22 protein-coding genes are annotated in these 20,333 nt (G+C 71.2%); 14 read left to right on the top strand and 8 right to left on the bottom strand.

Going from position 1 to position 20,333, the window contains the following annotated elements:
- Nucleotides 1-15 precede the first annotated feature (15 nt).
- Complete coding sequence (locus OIB37_RS17555; protein WP_330458554.1) at nucleotides 16-375, top strand: hypothetical protein; 360 nt, start codon at nucleotides 16-18, stop codon at nucleotides 373-375.
- On the opposite strand, the gene OIB37_RS17550 is transcribed toward OIB37_RS17555, so the two are convergent.
- Nucleotides 368-1,243, bottom strand: coding sequence for an AraC family transcriptional regulator (locus OIB37_RS17550; protein WP_443058166.1), 876 nt, complete (start codon nucleotides 1,241-1,243; stop codon nucleotides 368-370). The genes OIB37_RS17555 and OIB37_RS17550 overlap by 8 nt on opposite strands.
- Between OIB37_RS17550 and OIB37_RS17545 the strand changes: the two genes are divergently transcribed.
- On the top strand, nucleotides 1,242-1,667 hold the full coding sequence (locus OIB37_RS17545; protein ID WP_330458552.1) for a DUF2000 domain-containing protein: 426 nt from the start codon (nucleotides 1,242-1,244) through the stop codon (nucleotides 1,665-1,667). The two genes, OIB37_RS17550 and OIB37_RS17545, sit on opposite strands and share 2 nt — an antisense overlap.
- A gap of 46 nt (nucleotides 1,668-1,713) precedes the next feature.
- Here the strand turns inward: OIB37_RS17545 and OIB37_RS17540 are convergent, their stop codons facing one another.
- Nucleotides 1,714-3,090, bottom strand: a complete 1,377-nt coding sequence (locus OIB37_RS17540) for an MDR family MFS transporter (protein WP_330458551.1) — start codon at nucleotides 3,088-3,090, stop codon at nucleotides 1,714-1,716.
- Nucleotides 3,091-3,273: 183 nt separating this feature from the next.
- Between OIB37_RS17540 and OIB37_RS17535 the strand changes: the two genes are divergently transcribed.
- The 3 genes from OIB37_RS17535 (at nucleotide 3,274) to OIB37_RS17525 (ending at nucleotide 5,663) form a co-directional block, all read left to right on the top strand.
- Complete coding sequence (locus OIB37_RS17535; RefSeq protein ID WP_330458550.1) at nucleotides 3,274-4,035, top strand: phosphoglyceromutase; 762 nt, start codon at nucleotides 3,274-3,276, stop codon at nucleotides 4,033-4,035.
- 192 nt (nucleotides 4,036-4,227) lie between these two features.
- Nucleotides 4,228-4,716, top strand: coding sequence for a DUF4265 domain-containing protein (locus tag OIB37_RS17530; RefSeq protein ID WP_330458549.1), 489 nt, complete (start codon nucleotides 4,228-4,230; stop codon nucleotides 4,714-4,716).
- Between the two features lie 374 nt (nucleotides 4,717-5,090).
- Nucleotides 5,091-5,663, top strand: coding sequence for a hypothetical protein (locus OIB37_RS17525; RefSeq protein ID WP_330458548.1), 573 nt, complete (start codon nucleotides 5,091-5,093; stop codon nucleotides 5,661-5,663).
- 83 nt (nucleotides 5,664-5,746) lie between these two features.
- Here OIB37_RS17525 and OIB37_RS17520 read toward each other — a convergent pair whose 3' ends face one another.
- Together OIB37_RS17520 and phoU are read right to left on the bottom strand one after the other, a co-directional pair.
- A complete protein-coding gene (locus OIB37_RS17520) occupies nucleotides 5,747-5,902 on the bottom strand; it encodes a hypothetical protein (protein ID WP_330458547.1) in 156 nt (51 codons plus the stop codon).
- 340 nt (nucleotides 5,903-6,242) lie between these two features.
- Nucleotides 6,243-6,932, bottom strand: coding sequence for a phosphate signaling complex protein PhoU (gene phoU, locus OIB37_RS17515; protein ID WP_330458546.1), 690 nt, complete (start codon nucleotides 6,930-6,932; stop codon nucleotides 6,243-6,245).
- Between the two features lie 233 nt (nucleotides 6,933-7,165).
- Here phoU and OIB37_RS17510 point away from each other — a divergent pair, with 233 nt between their 5' ends.
- Both OIB37_RS17510 and OIB37_RS17505 read left to right on the top strand, forming a co-directional pair.
- On the top strand, nucleotides 7,166-8,413 hold the full coding sequence (locus OIB37_RS17510) for a sensor histidine kinase (RefSeq protein WP_330458545.1): 1,248 nt from the start codon (nucleotides 7,166-7,168) through the stop codon (nucleotides 8,411-8,413).
- Nucleotides 8,410-9,090, top strand: coding sequence for a response regulator transcription factor (locus OIB37_RS17505; RefSeq protein WP_046419660.1), 681 nt, complete (start codon nucleotides 8,410-8,412; stop codon nucleotides 9,088-9,090). The genes OIB37_RS17510 and OIB37_RS17505 overlap by 4 nt, the downstream gene beginning before the upstream one ends.
- 76 nt (nucleotides 9,091-9,166) lie before the next feature.
- Here OIB37_RS17505 and OIB37_RS17500 read toward each other — a convergent pair whose 3' ends face one another.
- Nucleotides 9,167-9,847, bottom strand: a complete 681-nt coding sequence (locus tag OIB37_RS17500) for a DUF461 domain-containing protein (RefSeq protein WP_330458544.1) — start codon at nucleotides 9,845-9,847, stop codon at nucleotides 9,167-9,169.
- A 710-nt stretch (nucleotides 9,848-10,557) separates the two neighbouring features.
- On the opposite strand from OIB37_RS17500, the gene OIB37_RS17495 reads away from it, so the two are divergent.
- The 7 genes from OIB37_RS17495 (at nucleotide 10,558) to OIB37_RS17465 (ending at nucleotide 17,516) form a co-directional block, all read left to right on the top strand.
- Nucleotides 10,558-11,040 (top strand): CarD family transcriptional regulator, encoded by a 483-nt coding sequence (locus tag OIB37_RS17495; protein ID WP_003953493.1) that lies wholly within the window; start codon nucleotides 10,558-10,560, stop codon nucleotides 11,038-11,040.
- Between the two features lie 386 nt (nucleotides 11,041-11,426).
- Nucleotides 11,427-12,215, top strand: coding sequence for a 2-C-methyl-D-erythritol 4-phosphate cytidylyltransferase (gene ispD, locus OIB37_RS17490; RefSeq protein ID WP_330458543.1), 789 nt, complete (start codon nucleotides 11,427-11,429; stop codon nucleotides 12,213-12,215).
- Nucleotides 12,205-12,747, top strand: coding sequence for a 2-C-methyl-D-erythritol 2,4-cyclodiphosphate synthase (gene ispF, locus OIB37_RS17485; RefSeq protein ID WP_330458542.1), 543 nt, complete (start codon nucleotides 12,205-12,207; stop codon nucleotides 12,745-12,747). Before ispD ends, ispF begins: the two co-directional genes overlap by 11 nt.
- Before the next feature lie 52 nt (nucleotides 12,748-12,799).
- Entirely contained in the window at nucleotides 12,800-13,204 is a 405-nt protein-coding gene (locus tag OIB37_RS17480; RefSeq protein ID WP_330458541.1) for a PPOX class F420-dependent oxidoreductase, read from the top strand.
- Nucleotides 13,205-13,261: 57 nt separating this feature from the next.
- Nucleotides 13,262-14,662, top strand: coding sequence for a cysteine--tRNA ligase (cysS, locus tag OIB37_RS17475; RefSeq protein WP_330458540.1), 1,401 nt, complete (start codon nucleotides 13,262-13,264; stop codon nucleotides 14,660-14,662).
- An 86-nt stretch (nucleotides 14,663-14,748) separates the two neighbouring features.
- On the top strand, nucleotides 14,749-15,690 hold the full coding sequence (gene rlmB / locus OIB37_RS17470; RefSeq protein WP_330458539.1) for a 23S rRNA (guanosine(2251)-2'-O)-methyltransferase RlmB: 942 nt from the start codon (nucleotides 14,749-14,751) through the stop codon (nucleotides 15,688-15,690).
- A 128-nt stretch (nucleotides 15,691-15,818) separates the two neighbouring features.
- Entirely contained in the window at nucleotides 15,819-17,516 is a 1,698-nt protein-coding gene (locus OIB37_RS17465; RefSeq protein ID WP_330458538.1) for a DoxX family membrane protein, read from the top strand.
- Nucleotides 17,517-17,674: 158 nt separating this feature from the next.
- Here OIB37_RS17465 and OIB37_RS17460 read toward each other — a convergent pair whose 3' ends face one another.
- The 3 genes from OIB37_RS17460 to OIB37_RS17450 form a co-directional block, all read right to left on the bottom strand.
- Nucleotides 17,675-18,406, bottom strand: a complete 732-nt coding sequence (locus OIB37_RS17460) for a nucleotidyltransferase family protein (RefSeq protein WP_330458537.1) — start codon at nucleotides 18,404-18,406, stop codon at nucleotides 17,675-17,677.
- Nucleotides 18,407-18,490: 84 nt separating this feature from the next.
- The gene (locus OIB37_RS17455; RefSeq protein WP_330458536.1) at nucleotides 18,491-18,952 is read right to left on the bottom strand and encodes a hypothetical protein; all 462 of its coding nucleotides are present in this window, start codon (nucleotides 18,950-18,952) and stop codon (nucleotides 18,491-18,493) included.
- Nucleotides 18,953-19,116: 164 nt separating this feature from the next.
- On the bottom strand, nucleotides 19,117-20,256 hold the full coding sequence (locus tag OIB37_RS17450; RefSeq protein WP_330458535.1) for an ABC transporter ATP-binding protein: 1,140 nt from the start codon (nucleotides 20,254-20,256) through the stop codon (nucleotides 19,117-19,119).
- Nucleotides 20,257-20,333: the final 77 nt, after the last annotated feature.

Below are 20,333 nucleotides of genomic sequence, written 5' to 3'. Positions count from 1 at the left end.
CGTTCTCCCCTGGCAGTGGGCCGCTGGTGGCCCGGACTCGGCACCGCGCAGGTCAAGCGCGCGGCGAAGGTGACGGTCAACGCCTCGCCGGAGCCCGTCGTCAAGGGCAAGAGGCTCGCCGTGACCGGCAGGATCACCCGCGCCGACTGGGTGCGGCACACGTACACCGGCTTCGGCGGCAAGGCGGCCAAGCTCCAGTTCCGCAAGGCGGGTACGAGCACCTGCTCGACCGTCAAGACCGTGAGCGCCGACTCCGCGGGCTCCCTGAAGACCACGGTCACCGCCGCCGCCGACGGCTACTTGCGCTGGACCTTCGGCGAGACCTCCACGACGGGCGGCGCGACCGCCGCCGGCGACTACGTCGACGTCAAGTGACGCGGCGCCGCTCTCCCCGCGGGCCGGCCCCCCGGTAACGCCCCGGCGTCACGCCCACCAGCTTCTTGAAGTGCCGCGTGAGATGCGCCTGGTCGTAGAACCCGGCCACCGCCGCCACCTCGCCGGGAGCCAGCCCGTCCAGCAGCAGCCGGCGCGCCCGGCCGATCCGGCGTGACGTCAGGTACTGGTGCGGGGCGATGCCGTAGGCGGTGCTGAACGCCCGTACCAGATGGGCGGGATGGGCGTTCAGCAGCCGCGCGGCCTCGTCCAGCGTGAGCCCCTCGGAGACACGGTCGTCGAGGAGTTCGCGCAGGGAGTGCGCGAGGCCGGGATCGCGCCGGCCCTCCCCGCCGCCCACCCGGCCCCGGAGGTGCCCGCGCAGTCGCTCCCCGACGAGCGTCAGCCTGCTCTCGGCTTCCAGTTCCTCGCCCGGGAGCGCGAGCACACGGTGCAACTGCCCGACGCGCAGCCGCAGTACGGGGTCGCGCAGATCGGGGCCGTCGACGGCACGCCCGATGAGGTCGTGGCTGAGGCGGGTGGCGTCGAGATAGACGACGCGCTTGCGGAAACCGTGCTCGGTGGCGGGGGAGCCGTTGTGCGGCACGTGCGGCGGCAGCAGGGAGACGGTGTCGTGCGGGGTGCCGTGCTCGTGCCGGTCCAGGTCGTACCGTACGGCGCCGTCGTCGACGATCAGCAGCGTCCAGGCGTCGTGGACGTGCATCGGGTAGGCGTACTCGGTGAAGTGGGCGTGGAAGACCTCCACGACACCCGGGACGCGCGGGCGCCAGGCGGACACTTCGGGCTGTTCGGCGGCCACGCAAAGAACGTACAAGACCGTGGCGGCCGGTGGTCGGCAGTCTCGGTGCATGAACGAACAGCCCCCGCGTTTCGACACGAAGATCGTCGTCCTGCTCCGCGAGGACCTCGAACCCTGGCAGCGCCTGAACGTCACCGCCTTCCTGGTCAGCGGCCTGGGCAGCCAGGTGCCCGAGGTGGTCGGCGAGCCGTACGAGGACGCGGACGGCGTCCCCTACCTGCCGATGTTCCGCCAGCCGGTGCTGGTCTTCGAGGGCACGAAGGAGACCCTGAAGGCGGCCCACGGCCGGGCCCTGTCCCGCGAGCTGCCCCGCGCGGTCTTCACCGCCGACCTCTTCGCCACGGGCAACGACCGCGACAACCGCGCGGCGGTGCGGGCCGTGCCGACGGCGGACCTCGACGTCGTGGGGCTGGCGGTGTACGGACCGCGCAACGGGGTGGACAAGGTGCTCAAGGGGGCGCGGATGCACCCGTGAGGAAGCGGGAGGGAAGCCTGTGAAGCGCCCTCAGCCCGCCAGCACCTCAGCCCGCCAGCACCTCGGCCCCGGAACCGGCCTCGGCCCCGGTCCTGGTCCCGGAACCGGCCTCGGCCCCGGAACTGGCCCCGGAACCGGCCCCGGATTCGGCCTCCGACGCCGGGCCGCTCTCCGCGCCCCCGCTCCTCGCCGGCCCCTCCTGCGGCAGCCCCCGCATGAGCACCGCGTAGCCGAGCCCCGCCGCCGTCCCCACGGCCGCGCACATCCCCCACAGCCACGCCGCCCCGAGGTGGTCGATGACGGCGCCGGACATGAGGGGGGCGACGAGGGCGGCGGCCGACCAGGACAGGCTGTACATGCCCTGGTAGCGCCCGCGGCCGTGCACCGGCGACAGCCGTACGACGAGCCCGGTCTGGGTCGGCGCGTTGACGATCTCGGCGAGGGTCCACACGCACACGGTGAGGGCGAAGACGCCGACCGACCCGGCGAAGGCGGTGAGCCCGAAGCCGTAGCCCGCGAGAACCGAGGAGATGACCAGCAGCCTGCGCGGGTCGCGGTGCTCGATGAAGCGGGTGACCGGGATCTGCAGGGCGACGATCAGAACACCGTTGACGCCGATGGCCAGGCCGTAGTCGGCGGCCGAGAACCCGGCGCGGCCCATGGCCACCGGCAGTCCGACCGAGCCCTGCTGGAAGACGAGGGCGACGAGGAAGGACAGTCCGACGACGGCCATGTACCGCCCGTCGCGCAGCACGGTCCCGAGCCCGACGCTCGCGCCGTCCGCGTCCTTGGCCGCCGGGGCGGGCCGCGACTCGGGCAGCTTGAGGAAGACGACGATCGCGCAGACCAGCGTCATCCCGGCCTCGATGAGGAACCCGGCGAGATAGCTGAACTCCGCGATGAACCCGGCGCCCATGGAGGAGACGGCGAAGCCGAGGTTGATCGCCCAGTAGTTCAGCGAGAACGCCCGCACCCGGTCCTCGGGCCGGACGATGTCGGCCATCATCGCCTGCACGGCGGGCCGCGAGGCGTTGGAGGCCAGGCCGACCAGGAAGGCGACGGCGGCGATGGCGACGGGGTCGTGCATGAAGCCGAGCAGCGCGACGGCCCCGGCGGTGGAGGTCTGCGCGATGAGCATGGTCGGCCGCCGCCCGAGCCGGTCCGCCATGACCCCGGAACCCAGCGCGGAGACGACCCCGCCGAGCCCGTGCAGGGAGGCGACGAGACCGGCGTACGACGCGCTGTAGCCGCGGTCCATGGTCAGGTACAGCGCCATGAAGGTGGCGACGAAGGCGCCGAGCCGGTTGACGAGGGTGCTGGCCCACAGCCACCAGAACGCGCGGGGCAGTCCCGAGACGCTGTCCCGGGCGGCTCTGCGAAAGCGTTCGACGGGCGCGACGGACGCAACGGACTCGACGGGCATGGACGGGACCCCCCACGGGTGCACGGCACCGTCGTCACACGGCGCGCGGTAAGTGTCTCAAGCGGCATGCGCAACTTACTCGTCCAGGTCCGTCCGGGGCCACCGGATTAACAGATGGCGTCAAACGTCCGTCCGCCGGGCGCCCCGGACAGCGGGCCGAAAGCGTCGATTACGCTCTCAGTCATGGCCGACGCACCGTACAAGCTGATCCTCCTCCGCCACGGCGAGAGCGAGTGGAACGCGAAGAACCTGTTCACCGGCTGGGTGGACGTCAACCTCAACGAGAAGGGCGAGAAGGAGGCGGTCCGCGGCGGTGAGCTGCTCAAGGACGCCGGCCTGCTGCCCGACGTGGTCCACACGTCGCTCCAGAAGCGCGCGATCCGCACGGCCCAGCTGTCGCTGGAGGCCGCGGACCGCCACTGGATCCCGGTCAACCGCAGCTGGCGCCTGAACGAGCGCCACTACGGCGCCCTCCAGGGCAAGGACAAGGCGGAGACGCTGGCCCAGTACGGCGAGGAGCAGTTCATGCTCTGGCGCCGCTCCTACGACACCCCGCCGCCCCCGCTCCCGCGCGACGCCGAGTACTCCCAGTTCGACGACGCCCGCTACGCCTCGCTCCCGCCGGAGCTGCGCCCGCAGACGGAGTGCCTCAAGGACGTCGTGGGCCGCATGCTGCCCTACTGGTACGACAACATCGTCCCGGACCTCCTCGACGGCCGCACGGTCCTCGTCGCCGCCCACGGCAACAGCCTGCGCGCCCTGGTCAAGCACCTGGACGGCATCTCCGACGAGGACATCGCCGGCCTCAACATCCCCACCGGCATCCCGCTCTACTACGAGCTCGACGCCGACTTCAAGCCGCTGACCCCCGGCGGCAAGTACCTCGACCCCGACGCGGCCGCGGCCGCCATCGAAGCGGTCAAGAACCAGGGCAAGAAGAAGTAAGCCCTGCTGATCAAGCCCCCTGCCTGCGGGTTCTCCGCCGGTAGGGGGCTTTCTCGTGGGCCTGGGCCGTCGCCGTCATGGCTTGCTGGCTGTCGCCGGTCGAGGCGCAGGCGACCCCGTCTTCCGCTCTGCGCCGATACGCCTGTGCACCCGCCCGCGGCCGGCGTTGCCGGGCTGGGCATCCTTGGCGGCATGACGATTTCCGACGGCGTCCCGTACGTGAAGGTGCACTTCCGGCTTGAGGTCGAAGACAACTGGCCCCCAGCCTCGGTGGAGAGCCTGTGGGCCGTCGATCAGGGGGACGGCACCGTACGGCTCGACAACATCCCGTGGTTCGCCCGTGGCATCGCTTGCGGGGACATCCTGGTAACCGAGCCCGACGAGGAAGGCGTGCGATGGGCCGGCGACGTGGTTCGCCGCTCGGAGAACTGCACCATCCGCCTCATCGTGTTCCGTGACGGCGGGTCGGGTGCCGCACGGCAGAGCGTGATCAACGCGTTTCAGGAACTCGGAGTCGACGGCGAGGGCATAGAGCGGTTCGGCATGGTTGCCCTGGACGTCCCGCCCACCGCCGATCTCGCCAAGGTGCAAAAGCTCCTCAACCACGGTGTAGCCAAAGAGTGGTGGGACATGGAAGAGGGCTGCATCACTGCGCAGTGGCGAGCCGCGTCCGTCAGTTGATGCTGCTCCTGTGATCCACGCTGGGCCGTCCCTGGGCCGTCCGAGGTCGCTCGATGATGGCCAACGACGACCAGCGGGCTCACGTGCCCACTGCCCCAGAGCAGGGGAAACGCAGGTCACCGAGACCCCGACAAGACCCAAGGCAAGAAGAAGTAGGCACCGCCTCTCAAGCCCCCGCCCGCGGGTTCTTCGCGGCGGGGGGCTTTTACCGTCCGCCATGACCTTTCCTTGGCCGGGCTTTGGGAGAAGGCAGGCAATCGTCGTAGATCGCCGTCGCTACGATGCCGGTCTCTCATCGGGGAGATGAGAGTTCGGGGATGAGAGATGAGGGGGACACATTGAAGATCGGCGTTCGCCGTAGAGCGGTCCTGGGGGTGACGGTCGTCGCCGTCGTCGGCGCTCTGGCCAACACCGTCGTGGCCGAGGCCGCCCAGCCGAGGGCCGCCGCGCCGGCCGGGGCGTACAAGTGCCGGGACGGGGCGGTGACGGTGTCCGACGCAGCCGGGTCCGCGGTACCCACGGCGCGGCGTTCCGGCGTGCCGCTCCACGCGCGCCTGCGTGTGCACAACACCGAGGGCGTGGCGCTGTCCAAGGCCACGTACGTCTTCGCCATAGGCGATCTCATGAAGAACCGCGGGCCGGCCCCCGCCGTGCAATGGCGCGTCGGCAAGGGCCACTGGCACAAGATGAGCCTGCACTGGAACGAGAAGACCAACGGCTCGCTGCCGCTGTGGAATTCGGCGTCCGTGTCCCTGGGCACGATTCCCGCGCGGGGCACCGTCACCACCGAGATCTCCGTGACCTTCGCCAAGAAGTCGGTCAAGGCCGTCTACCCGGACTTCCTCGACTTCCACAGCGGCGTCTGCGGCAAGACCAGGCTCGACTGGTACGACGGCAACGGCTTCGAGTACTGGCCGCAGAACGGCACCCCGGGCAAGCCGGCGTAGCCCGCACCGTCTCGTCCGCCTTCACCACGACGAGGGGCCCCGGAGTCGTCCGGGGCCCCTCGCGGGTCGTTCGTCGTTCGCCGTCAGCCGCACTGGCAGGGAGCGCCCGACTGGCACCCGCACCCGCAGCCCGAACCGCAGCCGCACGCGGCGGCCAGCGGCAGGCTTCTGATGTTCGCGGGCTGGTCGGTCTCGCGGTCCTGGGTGGGGTCGGGCGTGGTGCTGGGGGATTCGGCCATGGGTCCTCCTCGACACTGGGCCTCGACACGGGGCATCGACGCCGGGCGTGGTGCCCTCGCTCATTTCATGCCCACTTATCCGGGCGCATCAACGGCGCACGGAGGCGCCCGCACACTCTGGTCGCGGGCTTTCGAGCCCCCTCGGCCGGCGCGCGACGGCCCAGGGGGCGCCCGCGCGGGGGCTCGGACACCGGTCCGGCAGCGCCCCGGCCGGGGCCGCCGGGTCAGGCGCCGCCCGCCCGGACTCCCTCACGCCCGCCCGGACTCAGGCCCGCCCGGACTCACGCCGGCCCGGGCTCCCTCAAGTCCCTCAAGTCCCCCGAAGCCTCCTCAGGCATCCTCAGGCTCCCTCGACCCCCGTCACCGGCTGGATGTCCGCCTGGAGTTCGTCCGCGTGCTCGCCGGTGACCAGGTAGACGACGCGCTTGGCGACGGCGACCGCGTGGTCGGCGTAGCGCTCGTAGTAGCGGCCGAGCAGCGTGACGTCGACGGCCGTCTCGATGCCGTGCTTCCAGCGCTCGTCGATCAGGTGCTGGAAGAGGTGGCGGTGCAGGAGGTCCATCTCGTCGTCGTCCTGCTCCAGCTGCATGGCGAGGTCGACGTCCTTGGTGATGATGACCTCGGCGGCCTTGGCCATCAGGCGCTGCGCGAGCTGGCCCATCTCCAGGATGGTGGCGTGCAGGTCCTGCGGGACCGCGCGCGCGGGGAAGCGCAGCCGGGTCAGCTTCGCCACGTGCTGGGCCAGGTCGCCGGAGCGCTCCAGGTCGGCGGACATCCGCAGCGACGTGACGACGATGCGCAGGTCCGTCGCGACCGGCTGCTGCCGGGCCAGCAGCGCTATCGCGCGCGCCTCCAGGTCGTGCTGGAGCTCGTCGACCTTCTGGTCGGACTCGATCACGCTCTCGGCCAGCTTGAGGTCGGCGTCGAGGATGGCGGTCGTGGCCCGCCCGATCGCCGACCCGACCAGCCGGGCCATCTCCACCAGACCGTCGCCGATCGAGTCCAGTTCCTCGTGGTACGCGTCCCGCATCAGGGCTCCCTACTCGTACGTCTGCTTCGGGGTTCCGGGGGCCGTGACCGCACACGCCCCCTGGTGTGACCAGCGGTGCGAACCCCACGCTGCCACGTTCTGCCTCGTACGCGTCCGTTTCGGCCATCCCGAATGAACCACCACTGGCCTCCAGGTGAACTCTGGGCGACGAGTGTTCGAGCTCGTACCGCCGTGGGTGTGGCCATGTCGTACGGCATGCCTAACCTGGAGACATGGACGTGAACGCGGCGGTCGCCGCAGCTGCAGCGATCGCCGGGGTGCTGACCGGCGTCATCGCCATGCTGGCGTTCCGCTGGAGCGAACGCGACCAGAAGCGGCCCACCAGGACCTCTCTGCACACCGATGCCGTACTCCCGCCCGGCGTGGACACCGTGCTCTCGGTGCTCCGCTCCTCGGCCGTGGTCCTCGACGAGGCGGACGCCGTCGTGAAGGCCAGCTCCGCCGCCTACGCCCTCGGGCTGGTCCGCGGCGGCAAGCTCTCCGTCGAGCCGATGCTCCAGATGGCCCGGGACACCCGGCGGGACGGCGAGATACGCCAGGTCGAGCTGGACCTGCCCCGGCGCGGTACCGGGCGCGGCGAGGCGCTGGCCGTCTCCGCGCGTGTGGCCCCGCTCGGCTCCCGCCTGGTCCTGCTGCTGGTCGAGGACCTCACCGAGGCCCGCCGGATCGAGGCCGTACGCCGTGACTTCGTGGCGAACGTGAGTCATGAGCTGAAGACACCCGTCGGCGCGCTCTCGCTGCTCTCCGAGGCTGTCATGGACGCTTCCGACGATCCCGAGGCGGTCGAGCGCTTCGCCGGCCGGATGCAGATCGAGGCGACCCGGCTGACCAACCTGGTCCAGGAGCTGATCGACCTCTCCCGGGTGCAGAACGACGACCCGCTGGAGGACGCCGAGCCCGTCCGGGTGGACGAGCTGGTCGCCGAGGCAGTGGACCGCTGCCGGCACCAGGCCGGGACGAAGCAGATCACGATGGCCGCGGGCGGCACCGCCGACCTGCACGTCTGGGGCAACCGCGGCCAGCTCGCGGCGGCCCTCGGCAACCTCGTCGAGAACGCCGTCAACTACTCCCCGGCCCGCACCCGCGTCGGCATAGCCGCCCGACGGGTGGCCGCGCCGGGCGGTGACCTGATCGAACTCGCCGTCACGGACCAGGGCATCGGCATCTCCGAGAAGGACAAGGAGCGCGTCTTCGAGCGCTTCTACCGCGTCGACCCGGCCCGCTCGCGGGCCACCGGGGGCACCGGTCTGGGTCTCGCCATCGTGAAGCACGTGGCCGCCTCGCACGGCGGGGAGGTCACGGTCTGGAGCGCCGAAGGCCAGGGCTCCACCTTCACCCTCAGACTGCCGGAGGCGGGCAGGGCCCGCGACCGCGCACAGCAGCACCCGGACCTCGACGACGAGGCCGGCGCCGAACCATCCCCGTACGAACCGCTCCCCTCCCCGGAGGTCCTTCCGTGACCCGAGTGCTCGTCGTCGAGGACGAGGAGTCCTTCTCCGACGCCCTGTCGTACATGCTCCGCAAGGAGGGCTTCGAGGTCGCCGTGGCGGCGACCGGCCCCGACGGCCTCGACGAGTTCGAGCGCAACGGCGCCGACCTCGTTCTCCTCGACCTGATGCTGCCGGGGCTGCCCGGCACGGAGGTGTGCCGTCAGCTGCGCGGCCGCTCCAACGTCCCCGTGATCATGGTGACGGCCAAGGACAGCGAGATCGACAAGGTCGTGGGCCTCGAGATAGGAGCCGACGACTACGTCACCAAGCCGTTCTCCTCGCGCGAGCTGGTCGCCCGCATCCGGGCCGTCCTGCGCCGCCGCGGCGAGCCGGAGGAGGTCACCCCGGCCGCCCTGGAGGCGGGCCCGGTCCGTATGGACGTCGACCGTCACGTGGTCACGGTCGCCGGTGCGAAGGTCGACCTGCCGCTGAAGGAGTTCGACCTCCTGGAGATGCTCCTGCGCAACGCGGGCCGCGTCCTGACCCGTATGCAGCTCATCGACCGTGTCTGGGGCGCCGACTACGTCGGTGACACCAAGACCCTCGACGTCCACGTCAAGCGCCTGCGGGCGAAGATCGAGCCGGACCCGGGGGCGCCGCGCTACCTGGTGACGGTGCGCGGTCTGGGTTACAAGTTCGAGCCGTAGGCCGCTGAGGCCCCGTACGACGAAGGGCGGCATCCCCGGCGAGGGGGTGCCGCCCTTCGTGGCGTCGTACGACCGCTCAGTGACCGGCGGCCGACTGCGAGGCCGAGTCGCTCGGGGTGCCGCCGGCGGGGGCCGACGCGGAGCTGCTGGCCTTGCCGTCCGCGGCCGGCTTGCCGCTGGTGGTGGCGGTGGCGCCCGCGGCAGCGGAGGTCGCCGCGGCGGCCGTGGTGGCCGGGGCGGACGGGATCTCGCTCGGGCCCCACTCGCTGAAGTAGCTGGTGGCCGGCACCACGAAGGCGGCGAGGCTCACCTGGCCGGTCTCGCTGAGGGTGAAGGTGATCTTCTGGGCGTTGCCGTCCTTGACCGCGGTGCGGCCGCTGGCGAGCATCGCGGAGGCGTTGTCCTTGCCGCCGATGACCAGGGAGCCGTGCGCCGGGACGGTCAGGCTCTTGCCCTTGGCGGGCTTCAGCTCGGCCTTCTCGCCGGCGCCCGCGACGGTGACCGCCTGGAGGGTCTGGGCGTGCGGGCCGCTGTTGAAGAGCGTCGCGGAGATCGCCGCCGGACCCGTGGACTTCAGGTCGGGCTGGGTGATGACCAGGGCGTTCTGGATCTTGATGGTTCCGACGCTGGTCGCCGCGTTGTCCGGCCTGATCTCCAGGGTCTGGGCGTTGTTGCCGGCGCCACAGGCGGCGAGCGACGCGATCGAGAAGGCGATGGCGGACGCGGCGAGGGCGCCGCGTCGAAGGCTGCTGCTCACGGCGGCGGCTACTCCTTGAACGCACGGGCGGCTCCCTTTGATAAAGCCGCCCTAAGTGTCTGTCAGCGGGCTTAGGCTACCGAGCCGCGCCCGCGTCGCCGCACCCGACCCTCCCCCTGGCGTCGCGCGTCCCACCGGGCGGGGGTACACCACCTTCCACAAGTGACCCGTGAGTCACCTTGCCGGAGCACTTGTCCGCCATTCGCATAACGCGCTTCCGGTACCGCCGAACCGCCGACCGCGTCCCCGTAACGCTCCGCGTTACACGCCACGTAACACGCCGTGTAACACCCGGTGCAGATTTTCCGTGCGGGAAATGCATGGCCACCTCGGATATTGATCAGTCACAGGATCATCAGGGGCATCATCCGTCGCATCAACCACTCCTGATCCGGGGCCCTGTGATCAATTCCGGATTCGCCCCGCACCCGGCTCCGGGCACCGAACGGAGTAGCGGAAGTCGTACACTTGGAAGTGGACAAATCTGGACGTTCGGCCACTTGGAAGCGGTCTCCGAAGTGTGTAACGTACGCGTTTCTCCCTGCCCGTAGAGCCGCTCCGACCTGCGAATTCCCGCTTCCGCAGGCCGCTCGCAGCACGTCCGTGTCGCTGTTGTCAAGCCCCGAGATATGCCCTGACCTGCGAAAACGCCATTCAGAAGACGCCGTATCCGTGTTACCCTTGATAGCCACGGAAGGGGTACCTGTCACATGACGTTCAAGGTTGGCGACACCGTGGTCTATCCCCATCACGGGGCCGCGCTGATCGAGGCTATCGAAACTCGCCAGATCAAAGGCGTGGACAAGACCTACTTGGTGCTGAAGGTCGCCCAGGGCGACCTGACGGTACGTGTGCCAGCGGACAATGCGGAGTTCGTCGGCGTGCGTGATGTGGTCGGTCAGGACGGGCTGGACCGGGTCTTCGAGGTGCTGCGCGCGCCGTATGCCGAGGAGCCCACGAACTGGTCGCGTCGCTATAAGGCAAACCTGGAGAAGCTCGCCTCCGGCGATGTCATCAAGGTCGCGGAAGTCGTCCGTGACCTGTGGCGTCGTGAGCGTGAGCGCGGACTCTCCGCCGGTGAGAAGCGCATGCTCGCCAAGGCTCGCCAGATTCTGGTGAGCGAACTCGCTCTCGCGGAGAACACGAACGAGGACAAGGCCGAGGCCCTGCTCGACGAGGTTCTCGCCTCCTGACGCCTCGCAGGCAGCATCCCCTGCTTGCTGTGGAGCACGCCGAGCACAGTGCAATGCCGCGGTGCCCGATGACACTGATCCTGTCGCCGGGCGCTGCGGCATGTTCGTACCCACCGGCCCCCGCACCCCTCGGGCGCACCCCTTCGGGCATCCCCTCCGGTACACCCCGGCAGCGGTCCCAGGTCGCGACCCGCCGGCTCCGGCGCGCCGTGACGACCGCCGCCACGCCTGCCGAACATGTCGGAGGAAGCCCCCCGATACTGAGGTGCCGGGCCCGGGCGGATGGCTCGACCAGGGTCACGGAAAGGGTCCGGTCAAGGCGTCGCGCCCGGCACTCCTCCAGGCCATACCCACCCAGGCCGAGCACACAAACCTGACAGGAACCGATGTCTGACGATTCGCGTCCTTCACCCGCCGAGGCCCGTACGGAAAGCCGTGTCGCAGCAGTCATCCCGGCCGCCGGCCGGGGCGTACGCCTCGGTCCGGGCGCTCCCAAGGCGTTGCGCACCCTGAGTGGCACGCCCATGCTGATCCACGCGGTCCGCGCCCTGGCCGCCTCCCGCCACGTCTCCCTGGTGATCGTCGTCGCCCCGCCCGACGGCGCCGCCGAGGTCAAGTCCCTGCTCGACGCGCACGCCTTGCCTGGGGATACCCCCGGCGGTAGCTGGGGGAGGACCGACTTCCTGGTCGTCCCCGGCGGGGACAGCCGCCAGGAGTCGGTCCGGCTCGGCCTCGACGCGCTGCCGCCCGAGTACGACGTCGTCCTCGTCCACGACGCGGCCCGCCCGCTCGTTCCGGTCGACACCGTCGACGCCGTCATCGAGGCCGTACGCGACGGCGCCCCGGCCGTGGTGCCCGCGCTCCCGCTCGCCGACACCGTCAAGGAGGTCGAGCCCGCGGCCGTCCCGGGCACGCCCGAGCCGGTCCTGGCCACGCCCGAGCGGGCCCGGCTGCGCGCCGTGCAGACCCCCCAGGGCTTCGACCGCGACACCCTGGTCCGCGCGCACGCCACCGTCACCGAGAACGTCACCGACGACGCGAGCATGGTCGAACAGCTGGGCCTGAGGGTCGTCACCGTCCCCGGTCACGAGGAGGCCTTCAAGGTCACCCGCCCCCTCGACCTCGTCCTCGCCGAGGCGGTCCTGACCCGCAGGAGGCTCAACGATGGCTTCTGAGCAGCCGCCCGCCGTCCCCTCCGTCCCCGCGGTCCCCTCCGTCCCTGCCCTCCCCGTCCTTCCCCGGGTCGGCATCGGCACCGACATCCACGCCTTCGAGGAGGGCCGCGAGCTGTGGTGCGCCGGCCTGAAGTGGGAGGGCGAGGGCCCCGGCCTGGCGGGGCACTCCGACGCCGACGTCGTCGCCCACGCCGCCTGCAACGCGCTCTTCTCGGCGGCCGGCCTCGGTGACCTCGGGCAGCACTTCGGCACCGGGCGCCCCGAGTGGTCCGGCGCCTCCGGCGTCACGCTGCTGACGGAGGCGGCCCGCATCGTCCGCGCGGCCGGATTCGCCGTCGGCAACGTCGCCGTACAGGTCGTCGGACCCCGTCCCAAGATCGGCAAGCGCCGTGACGAGGCGCAGAAGATCCTCTCCGAGGCGGCCGGCGCCCCGGTGTCGGTGTCCGGCGCGACCACGGACGGGCTCGGCTTCCCGGGCCGCGACGAGGGGCTCATGGCCGTGGCGACGGCGCTCGTGGTGCGGGTGGGCTGAGGGCGTGCGAGGGTACCCGCAGAGTCAGCGCTGACGCCTGAGGAGGTACCCCATGTCCGCCGCCCTGTCCGACCGGGTCAAGTCCCTGCTCGACGGCCCGGTCTTCATCGTCGTCGGCACCGTCCAGCCCGACGGCAGCCCGCAGATGTCCCCGGTGTGGGTGAAACGGGACGGCGACCAGATCCTCTTCTCCACGACGGTCGACCGCCGCAAGAAGAAGAACCTGGACGCCGACCCCCGGGTCACGGTCGTCGTCCTCAACCCCGAGATGCCCTACGAGTACGCCGAGATCCGCGGCGCCGCCGAGCTGACCACCGACGGCGGCCAGGAGCTGATCGACGAGCTCTCGCTGAAGTACACCGGCAAGAAGTACGCCGAGTTCAACCCGGCGTCGGTGCACGACGCCGAGCGGGTGGTCGTGCGGATCACGCCGCGCAAGGTGGTCGGGATGCTGTGAGAGCCCTTCTCCGGGAAGGGGCGTGAGGCACTCCCCGGCGCCCACTACCCTGGTGTCGTGACTATTCGCCTGTACGACACCAGCGCCCGGCAGATTCGCGACTTCACCCCGGCCAAGCCGGGCTGTGTCTCGATCTACCTGTGTGGTGCCACCGTGCAGGCGGCCCCGCACATCGGGCACATTCGTTCGGGCCTGAACTTCGACATCATGCGCCGCTGGTTCGAGTACCGCGGCTACGACGTGACCTTCATCAGGAACGTCACCGACATCGACGACAAGATCATCACCAAGGCGGCCGAGCAGGGCCGCCCCTGGTGGTCGATCGGCTACGAGAACGAGCGCGCCTTCAACGACGGCTACGCCGCCCTCGGCTGCCTCCCGCCCACCTACGAGCCCCGCGCCACCGGCCACATCACCGAGATGATCGAGATGATGCAGGGCCTCATCGAGCGCGGCCACGCCTACGCGTCCGACGGCAACGTCTACTTCGACGTGCGGTCCTTCCCCGGCTACCTGGAGCTGTCCCGGCAGGAGCTGGACAACCTGCTCCAGCCGTCCGGCGACGGCGAGACCGGCAAGCGGGACCCGCGTGACTTCGCCATGTGGAAGGCGGCCAAGCCCGGCGAGCCGAGCTGGCCCACCCCCTGGGGACCGGGCCGCCCCGGCTGGCACCTGGAGTGCTCGGCCATGGCGCACAAGTACCTCGGCCCCGTCTTCGACATCCACGGCGGCGGCCTCGACCTGATCTTCCCGCACCACGAGAACGAGATCGCCCAGGCCAAGGCCTACGGCGACGAGTTCGCCCGGTACTGGGTGCACAACGCCTGGGTCACCATGGCCGGCGACAAGATGTCCAAGTCGCTCGGCAACAGCGTCCTGGTCTCCGAGATGGTCAAGCAGTGGCGCCCGATCGTCCTGCGCTACTACCTCGGCACCCCGCACTACCGCTCGATGATCGAGTACAGCGAGGAGGCGCTGCACGAGGCCGACGCCGCGTTCACGCGGATCGAGGGCTTCGTCCAGCGCGTGACGGAGATGGCCGGCCGCGTCGTCGAGCCGGCCGCCGAGGTCCCGCCCGCCTTCGCCGAGGCCATGGACGACGACCTGGGCGTACCGGGGGCGCTCGCCATCGTGCACACCACCGTCCGCCAGGGCAACAGCGCGCTCGCCGCCGACGACAAGGAAGCCGCCGTCGCCCGCCTCGCCGAGGTGCGCGCCATGCTCGGCGTCCTCGGCCTGGACCCGCTCGACCCCCACTGGGCCGAGGAGACCGGTGGCGGCGACGACCTGCACGGCGTGGTCGACAACCTCGTACGCTTCGTCCTCGACCAGCGCGAGTCCGCCCGCGCCCGCAAGGACTGGGCCACCGCCGACGCCGTCCGCGACCAGCTCGCACAGGCCGGGCTGGTCATCGAGGACAGCCCCCAGGGCCCGCGCTGGAGCCTGGGCCGGCGCTAGCCCGCATCAAGATCGACTGTGCCGCCCGGCTCTCCGGGCGGCACACTGCATACATACGAACAAACGCTCAGAGGGACGGGTATCTCATGGCCGCGAACAACCGCCGCATGTCCGGTAAGAAGGGTGCGCAGGTCGGAAGCGGCGGCCAGCGACGCCGCGGCCTGGAGGGCAAGGGTCCGACCCCGCCCGCCGAGATGCGCAAGGGACACAAGAAGAACCGCATCGCCGTCTCCAAGGCCAAGCAGGCGCAGCGCCGGCCCACGCCGCGCGGCCGGGCCGGCAAGTCGACGTCCGAGCTGGTCGTCGGCCGCAACTCCGTCGTCGAGGCACTGCGCGAGGGCGTGCCCGCCTCCACGCTGTACGTCCAGCAGTTCATCGACAACGACGAGCGGGTGCGCGAGGCGCTGCAGCTCGTCGCCGAGCGCGGCGGCATCAACCTCATGGAGGCCCCGCGCCCCGAGCTCGACCGCATGACCAACGGGCTCAACCACCAGGGCCTGGTCCTCCAGGTCCCGCCGTACGAGTACGCGCACTCCGAGGACCTCCCCGCCGCCGCGTACGACGACGGCGAGGACCCGCTGATCGTCGCCCTCGACGGCATCACCGACCCGCGCAACCTCGGCGCCGTCGTCCGCTCCGTCTCCGCCTTCGGCGGTCACGGCGTCGTCGTGCCCGAGCGGCGCGCGGCCGGCATGAGCGCCGGCGCGTGGAAGACCTCCGCCGGTGCGGCCGCCCGCACCCCGGTCGCCCGCGCCACCAACCTGACCCGCGCCCTGGAGGCGTACAAGAAGGCCGGCATCGCGATCGTCGGCCTGGCCGCCGACGGCGACGTCGAGATCGGCGACCTTCCGGCCCTCGGCGGCCCCGTGGTCATCGTCATCGGCAGCGAGGGCAAGGGCCTGTCCCGCCTCGTCGGTGAGACCTGCGACTACCGGGTCCGCATCCCGATGCCGGGTGGCACCGAGTCGCTCAACGCCGGTGTGGCGGCGGGCATCGTGCTGTACGAGGCGGCGCGCCGACGCTCCTGAACACCCGTACGTAACCTCACCCGTACGGGGTAACCACGGTGTTCGCCCGGCCGTCCGGACCGCTTTGACGCGGTCCGGACACATCCGGCGGCCCGAGACAGTGTCCAAACACCATGTCACTCGGTTAGATGAGTGTGGACACCAGAACACCCCGCACACCCACGGGGGACCGCTCGTCGGGATTCGACGACGCTCCCGCGCTGAGCATGGTGAAGGTGCCGAGCGATCCGGCGCAGGTCATCGTCAATCACGCCAGCTTCCGCGTACAGCTGGGCACGACGGGCACGCGCACCTCATCCCCGCGGATCGCCCGGCATCTGAGCGCCACCCAGGACACCCCCCGCACGCCGGTCGTCGGCACCGCGGGCCGGGCCGGAGCAGCCGCCGGACGCCGCCGGCCCGTCGTCTGGAGCGGCAAGTCCGACCCCGACGACACCGGCGCGCACCGGCTGCTCCAGGCGGTGCGGGGCAGTGTCCGCCACGCCGACGAACCCGCCACCGAGGCCGGTGCCACCCAGGTCATCCCGCGCGTCGGCACCACCTACGCGGACACCGGCCACCCCGGCACCGGATACGGCGGCCCCGGCTACGACGACACCTACGACCAGCTCGACCAGACCGTCGAGACCCCCGTCGTAGGCCACCAGCGCACCGGCCCCGACGGAGGCACCCGCCTCCTGCCCCACATGCGCACGGTCGGCAGTGCCTACGACGAACCGCCGTACGGCGACGACGAGTTCGACCACTACGAGGAACCCGCCCGGGCCCGTGGCACACGGTCCGCCCGGCGAGGCAGTGACGACCCGGCCCGGCACGCCTACTACCCCGGGCGCCGTCTCAACCTCGGCGTCGTCCTGCTGCCCCTGCGCATCTTCCTCGGCTTCATCTCCATCTACGCCGGCATGGGCAAACTCTGCGACCCCGTCTACTTCGACGGCGGCAAGCGCGGCTCCATGGTCAAGTGGCTCAACACCCTGCACCCCTGGGAAGTCGCCGAGCCCCTGCGCCAGTTCGCCCTCCACCACCCCATCGGTTCTGGCCTGGTCATCGCCTTCCTCCAGGTCGTCGTCGGCGTCCTGACCGTCCTCGGCTGCTGGCAGCGCGTCGCCGCCGTCCTCGGCGCCCTGCTCTCCGCGGCCCTGATCGTCACCGTCAGCTGGAAGACCGTCCCGGCCTACGACGCGCCCGACATCATCTACCTCGCCGCCTGGTCCCCGCTGGTCATCGCCGGCGCCCCCGTCTACTCCGTCGACGGCCGCCTCGCGGGCAGCGCCTGGCGCACCCTCGGCCCCCGCGCCGACATCTGGGACCTGCGCCGCTACGTCCTGCGCCGGGGCGCCCTCATCACCGCCGTCACCGTCGGCCTCACCCTCCTCGTCGGCTCCCTCCTCGGCGGCGCCGTACGCGACTCCAGCCGGGTGGTCGTCCCCGGCCCCGGCGAGGCCCCCCGCAACAACCTCCCCGGCTCCCCGCTCCCGCAGGAACCGGGCCGGCGGCACCAGCGGACCCCGTCCGCCCCCGACTCGCCCACCGGAGGCGCCACCGCCGGTACGAGTCCCACGGGGACGGCCACGACCCCGGGCGCCGCGCACAGCGCCGGCGGCACCACCACCACGCCCCCCAGCCAGACCCAGGGCAGCACCGGCCAGGCCCCGCCCCGCCAGTCCGCCCCCGCCCCCGGTGCCCCCAGCACCACGGCGGGCCCGACCAGCACCGGCGGCACCTCCACCGGCGGCGCCACGTCCACCGGCGGCAGCAGCACCGGCACCGGCGGCAGCAGCTCCTCCACGGGCCAACCGGGCCTGGTGGGCGGCCTGCTGGGCTGAGCGACCCGGACGCGAGAGGGCCCCGTACCAGGGAAGGTACGGGGCCCTCTGCCGTGCTGGGAACGGCCGACCCGCTCAGGCGCCGTGCCTGGAACGGCCGACCCGCTCAGGGCGGCGGGGGAACAGTGCGACCGGCCGCGCCCGTCGCGCGTGTCCGGCTACCGCCCCAGGGAAGCCAGCTCCCTGGCCGCCTCCGTCAGGTCCTTGGCCGTGTCGATGGCACGCCAGTAGGCACCCTGAGGAATGGGGAACCCGGCCAGCTTGTGCTCCCGGGCCAGCCGCGGGAACGTCGTCCGCTCGTGGTCGCCCCGCTCGGGAAGCAGCGAAGTGAACCCGGGCGAGAACACGTACACACCCGCGTTGATCTCGAACGGCGACGGCGGCGCCTCGATGAAGTCCGTGATGTGCCCGAACCCGTCGGTCTGCACCGCACCCCACGGAAGACGCGGCCGGGCCAGCGCCAGCGTCGCGACGGCGTCCCGCTCGGTGTGGAAGTCGGCCATGTCCCGCAGGGAGAAGCGGGTCCAGATGTCGCCGTTGGTGGCGTACCAGGGCCGGTCCGGACGGCGAAGGTGCGCGGCGGCGTACTTGAGGCCACCGCCACGGCCGAGGGGCTCCGTCTCCACGACGGTGGTCACGGACACCGGCAGGTCGGCCGAGTCCAGCCACTTCTGCAGGACCTCGGCGAGGTGGCCGCAGGAGATCACCACGTCCGTCACGCCCTCTTCGGCGAGCCACGTCAGCTGGTGACCGATGATGGGAGTTCCCGTGCCCGGGATCTCGACCATCGGCTTGGGCCGGTCGTCGGTGTACGGACGCAGCCGTGAGCCCTGGCCACCGGCAAGGATCACGGCTTGAGTGGGGCGCAACGCGGCGCTCGGATGGGTCATGCCCCGAACTGTACGTGGCGCCCCGGCCGGCGTTCCGGCCACGACAGGCTCCCTCGAGGAGCCGTTGCCGGCTCCTCACCCCGGTCAGCCGCGCGCGGCCAGCACCCCGGTGGCGAAGGACGTGTCACAGACCGGGCGGGCGTACGACTGCGCGCGCGAGGCGCCGTAGATGCGTACCGCGGCCCGGCCCAGGGCCCGGGCGATGGACGTGCAGTGCCGGGCGAGCGAGGGACGCCCGTTCACGGCCTGCTGGAGGTGGGTCAGGACCACCGCCGGGTTCCTGTCCTGCAGCTCCGCCATCAGATGGTCGCGGAGCACGTCCTGCGGGGCGTGGGAGGCCGTCCGGGACGGGACCTCCGCCGAGGAGACGTCCGAGGCGGTGAGCACCGAGCCGGCGGGGCTCCCCGTCCAGTTGACCCGGGTGACCGCGAGGGTTCCGGAGAGCACCAGGACGACGGGCAGGACGAGGGCGAGAGAGCGGCCGATCCGGCGGGCGGGGCCGCTCCGGTGGCTGCGTCGCGTCTGAGGGGTGTGGGAGTGCGTCACGCGTGTGAGAGTAGCGCCCGGTAATGATTTGGCGACATTTAGTCACCCTAATGGGGGATGAGGCGGCGTCTCTTTCTGGGTAAGGGGTTGACCGGAGAGCCGAAGGGGCCCCGCGGCGGCTGGCCGCGGGGCCCCTTCTCGTCGGCCCGGGTGGGAACGCTCCGTCAGTCGGAGAGCCGCTCGCCCGTGGACGTCGCGAACACGTGGATCTCGCCCGGTCGCGGTACGACGTGCAGGGTGGCGCCCTTCTCCGGCACCTGGCGGCCGTTCACGCGGACGACCAGGTCCTTGAGCTCGCCACCGACCTCGGCGCTGCCGTACACGTAGCCGTCGGCGCCCAGCTCCTCGACGACGTTCACGGAGACGGCCAGACCGGCCGGCTCCTCCGCGCTGTCCTTCGTCAGCGACTTGGCGGCCGCGCCGCCGCCCAGCTCGACCACGTCGAAGTGCTCGGGGCGCACGCCCACGGTCACCGTGGTGTCCCCCCGGTCGGCGGCGGCGCTCAGCGCGTCCCGGCCCACCGGCACCACGCTGTTGCCGAACTTCACACCGCCATCGGTGATCGGCACCTCGACCAGGTTCATGGCCGGGGAGCCGATGAAGCCGGCGACGAAGAGGTTCGCGGGCTTGTCGTACATGTTGCGCGGCGAGTCGACCTGCTGGAGCAGGCCGTCCTTGAGCACGGCCACCCGGTCGCCCATGGTCATGGCCTCGACCTGGTCGTGGGTGACGTACACGGTGGTGATGCCCAGGCGGCGCTGCAGCGAGGCGATCTGCGTACGCGTCGACACGCGCAGCTTGGCGTCCAGGTTGGACAGCGGCTCGTCCATGAGGAACACCTGCGGCTCGCGCACGATCGCGCGGCCCATGGCGACACGCTGACGCTGACCGCCGGAGAGCGCCTTCGGCTTGCGGTCCAGGTACTCGGTGAGGTCGAGGATCTTCGCGGCCTCCTCGACCTTCTGCCGGATCACCGCCTTGCTGACACCGGCGATCTTCAGCGCGAAGCCCATGTTGTCGGCGACCGACATGTGCGGGTACAGCGCGTAGTTCTGGAACACCATGGCGATGTCCCGGTCCTTGGGCGGCAGATGGGTGACATCGCGGTCACCGATCCGGATGGCGCCCCCGTTGACGTCCTCGAGCCCCGCGAGCATCCGCAGCGAGGTGGACTTGCCGCATCCCGACGGTCCGACCAGGACGAGGAACTCGCCGTCCTCGATCGCGATGTCGAGACCGTCGACGGCGGGCTTGGTGGAACCCGGGTAGATCCGGGTCGCCTTGTCGAACGTGACAGTGGCCATAACGAACGGGCCCCCTTCTACCGGCAGGAACGTGCCGGACGATCCGTTGTAGGAAGGTGGTTGGTGTAGTCCACACG

Origin of the sequence: Streptomyces sp. NBC_00820 (assembly GCF_036347055.1) — a bacterium.
Lineage (GTDB): Bacteria > Actinomycetota > Actinomycetes > Streptomycetales > Streptomycetaceae > Streptomyces.
This window is presented reverse-complemented; position numbering and strand designations above follow the sequence as displayed.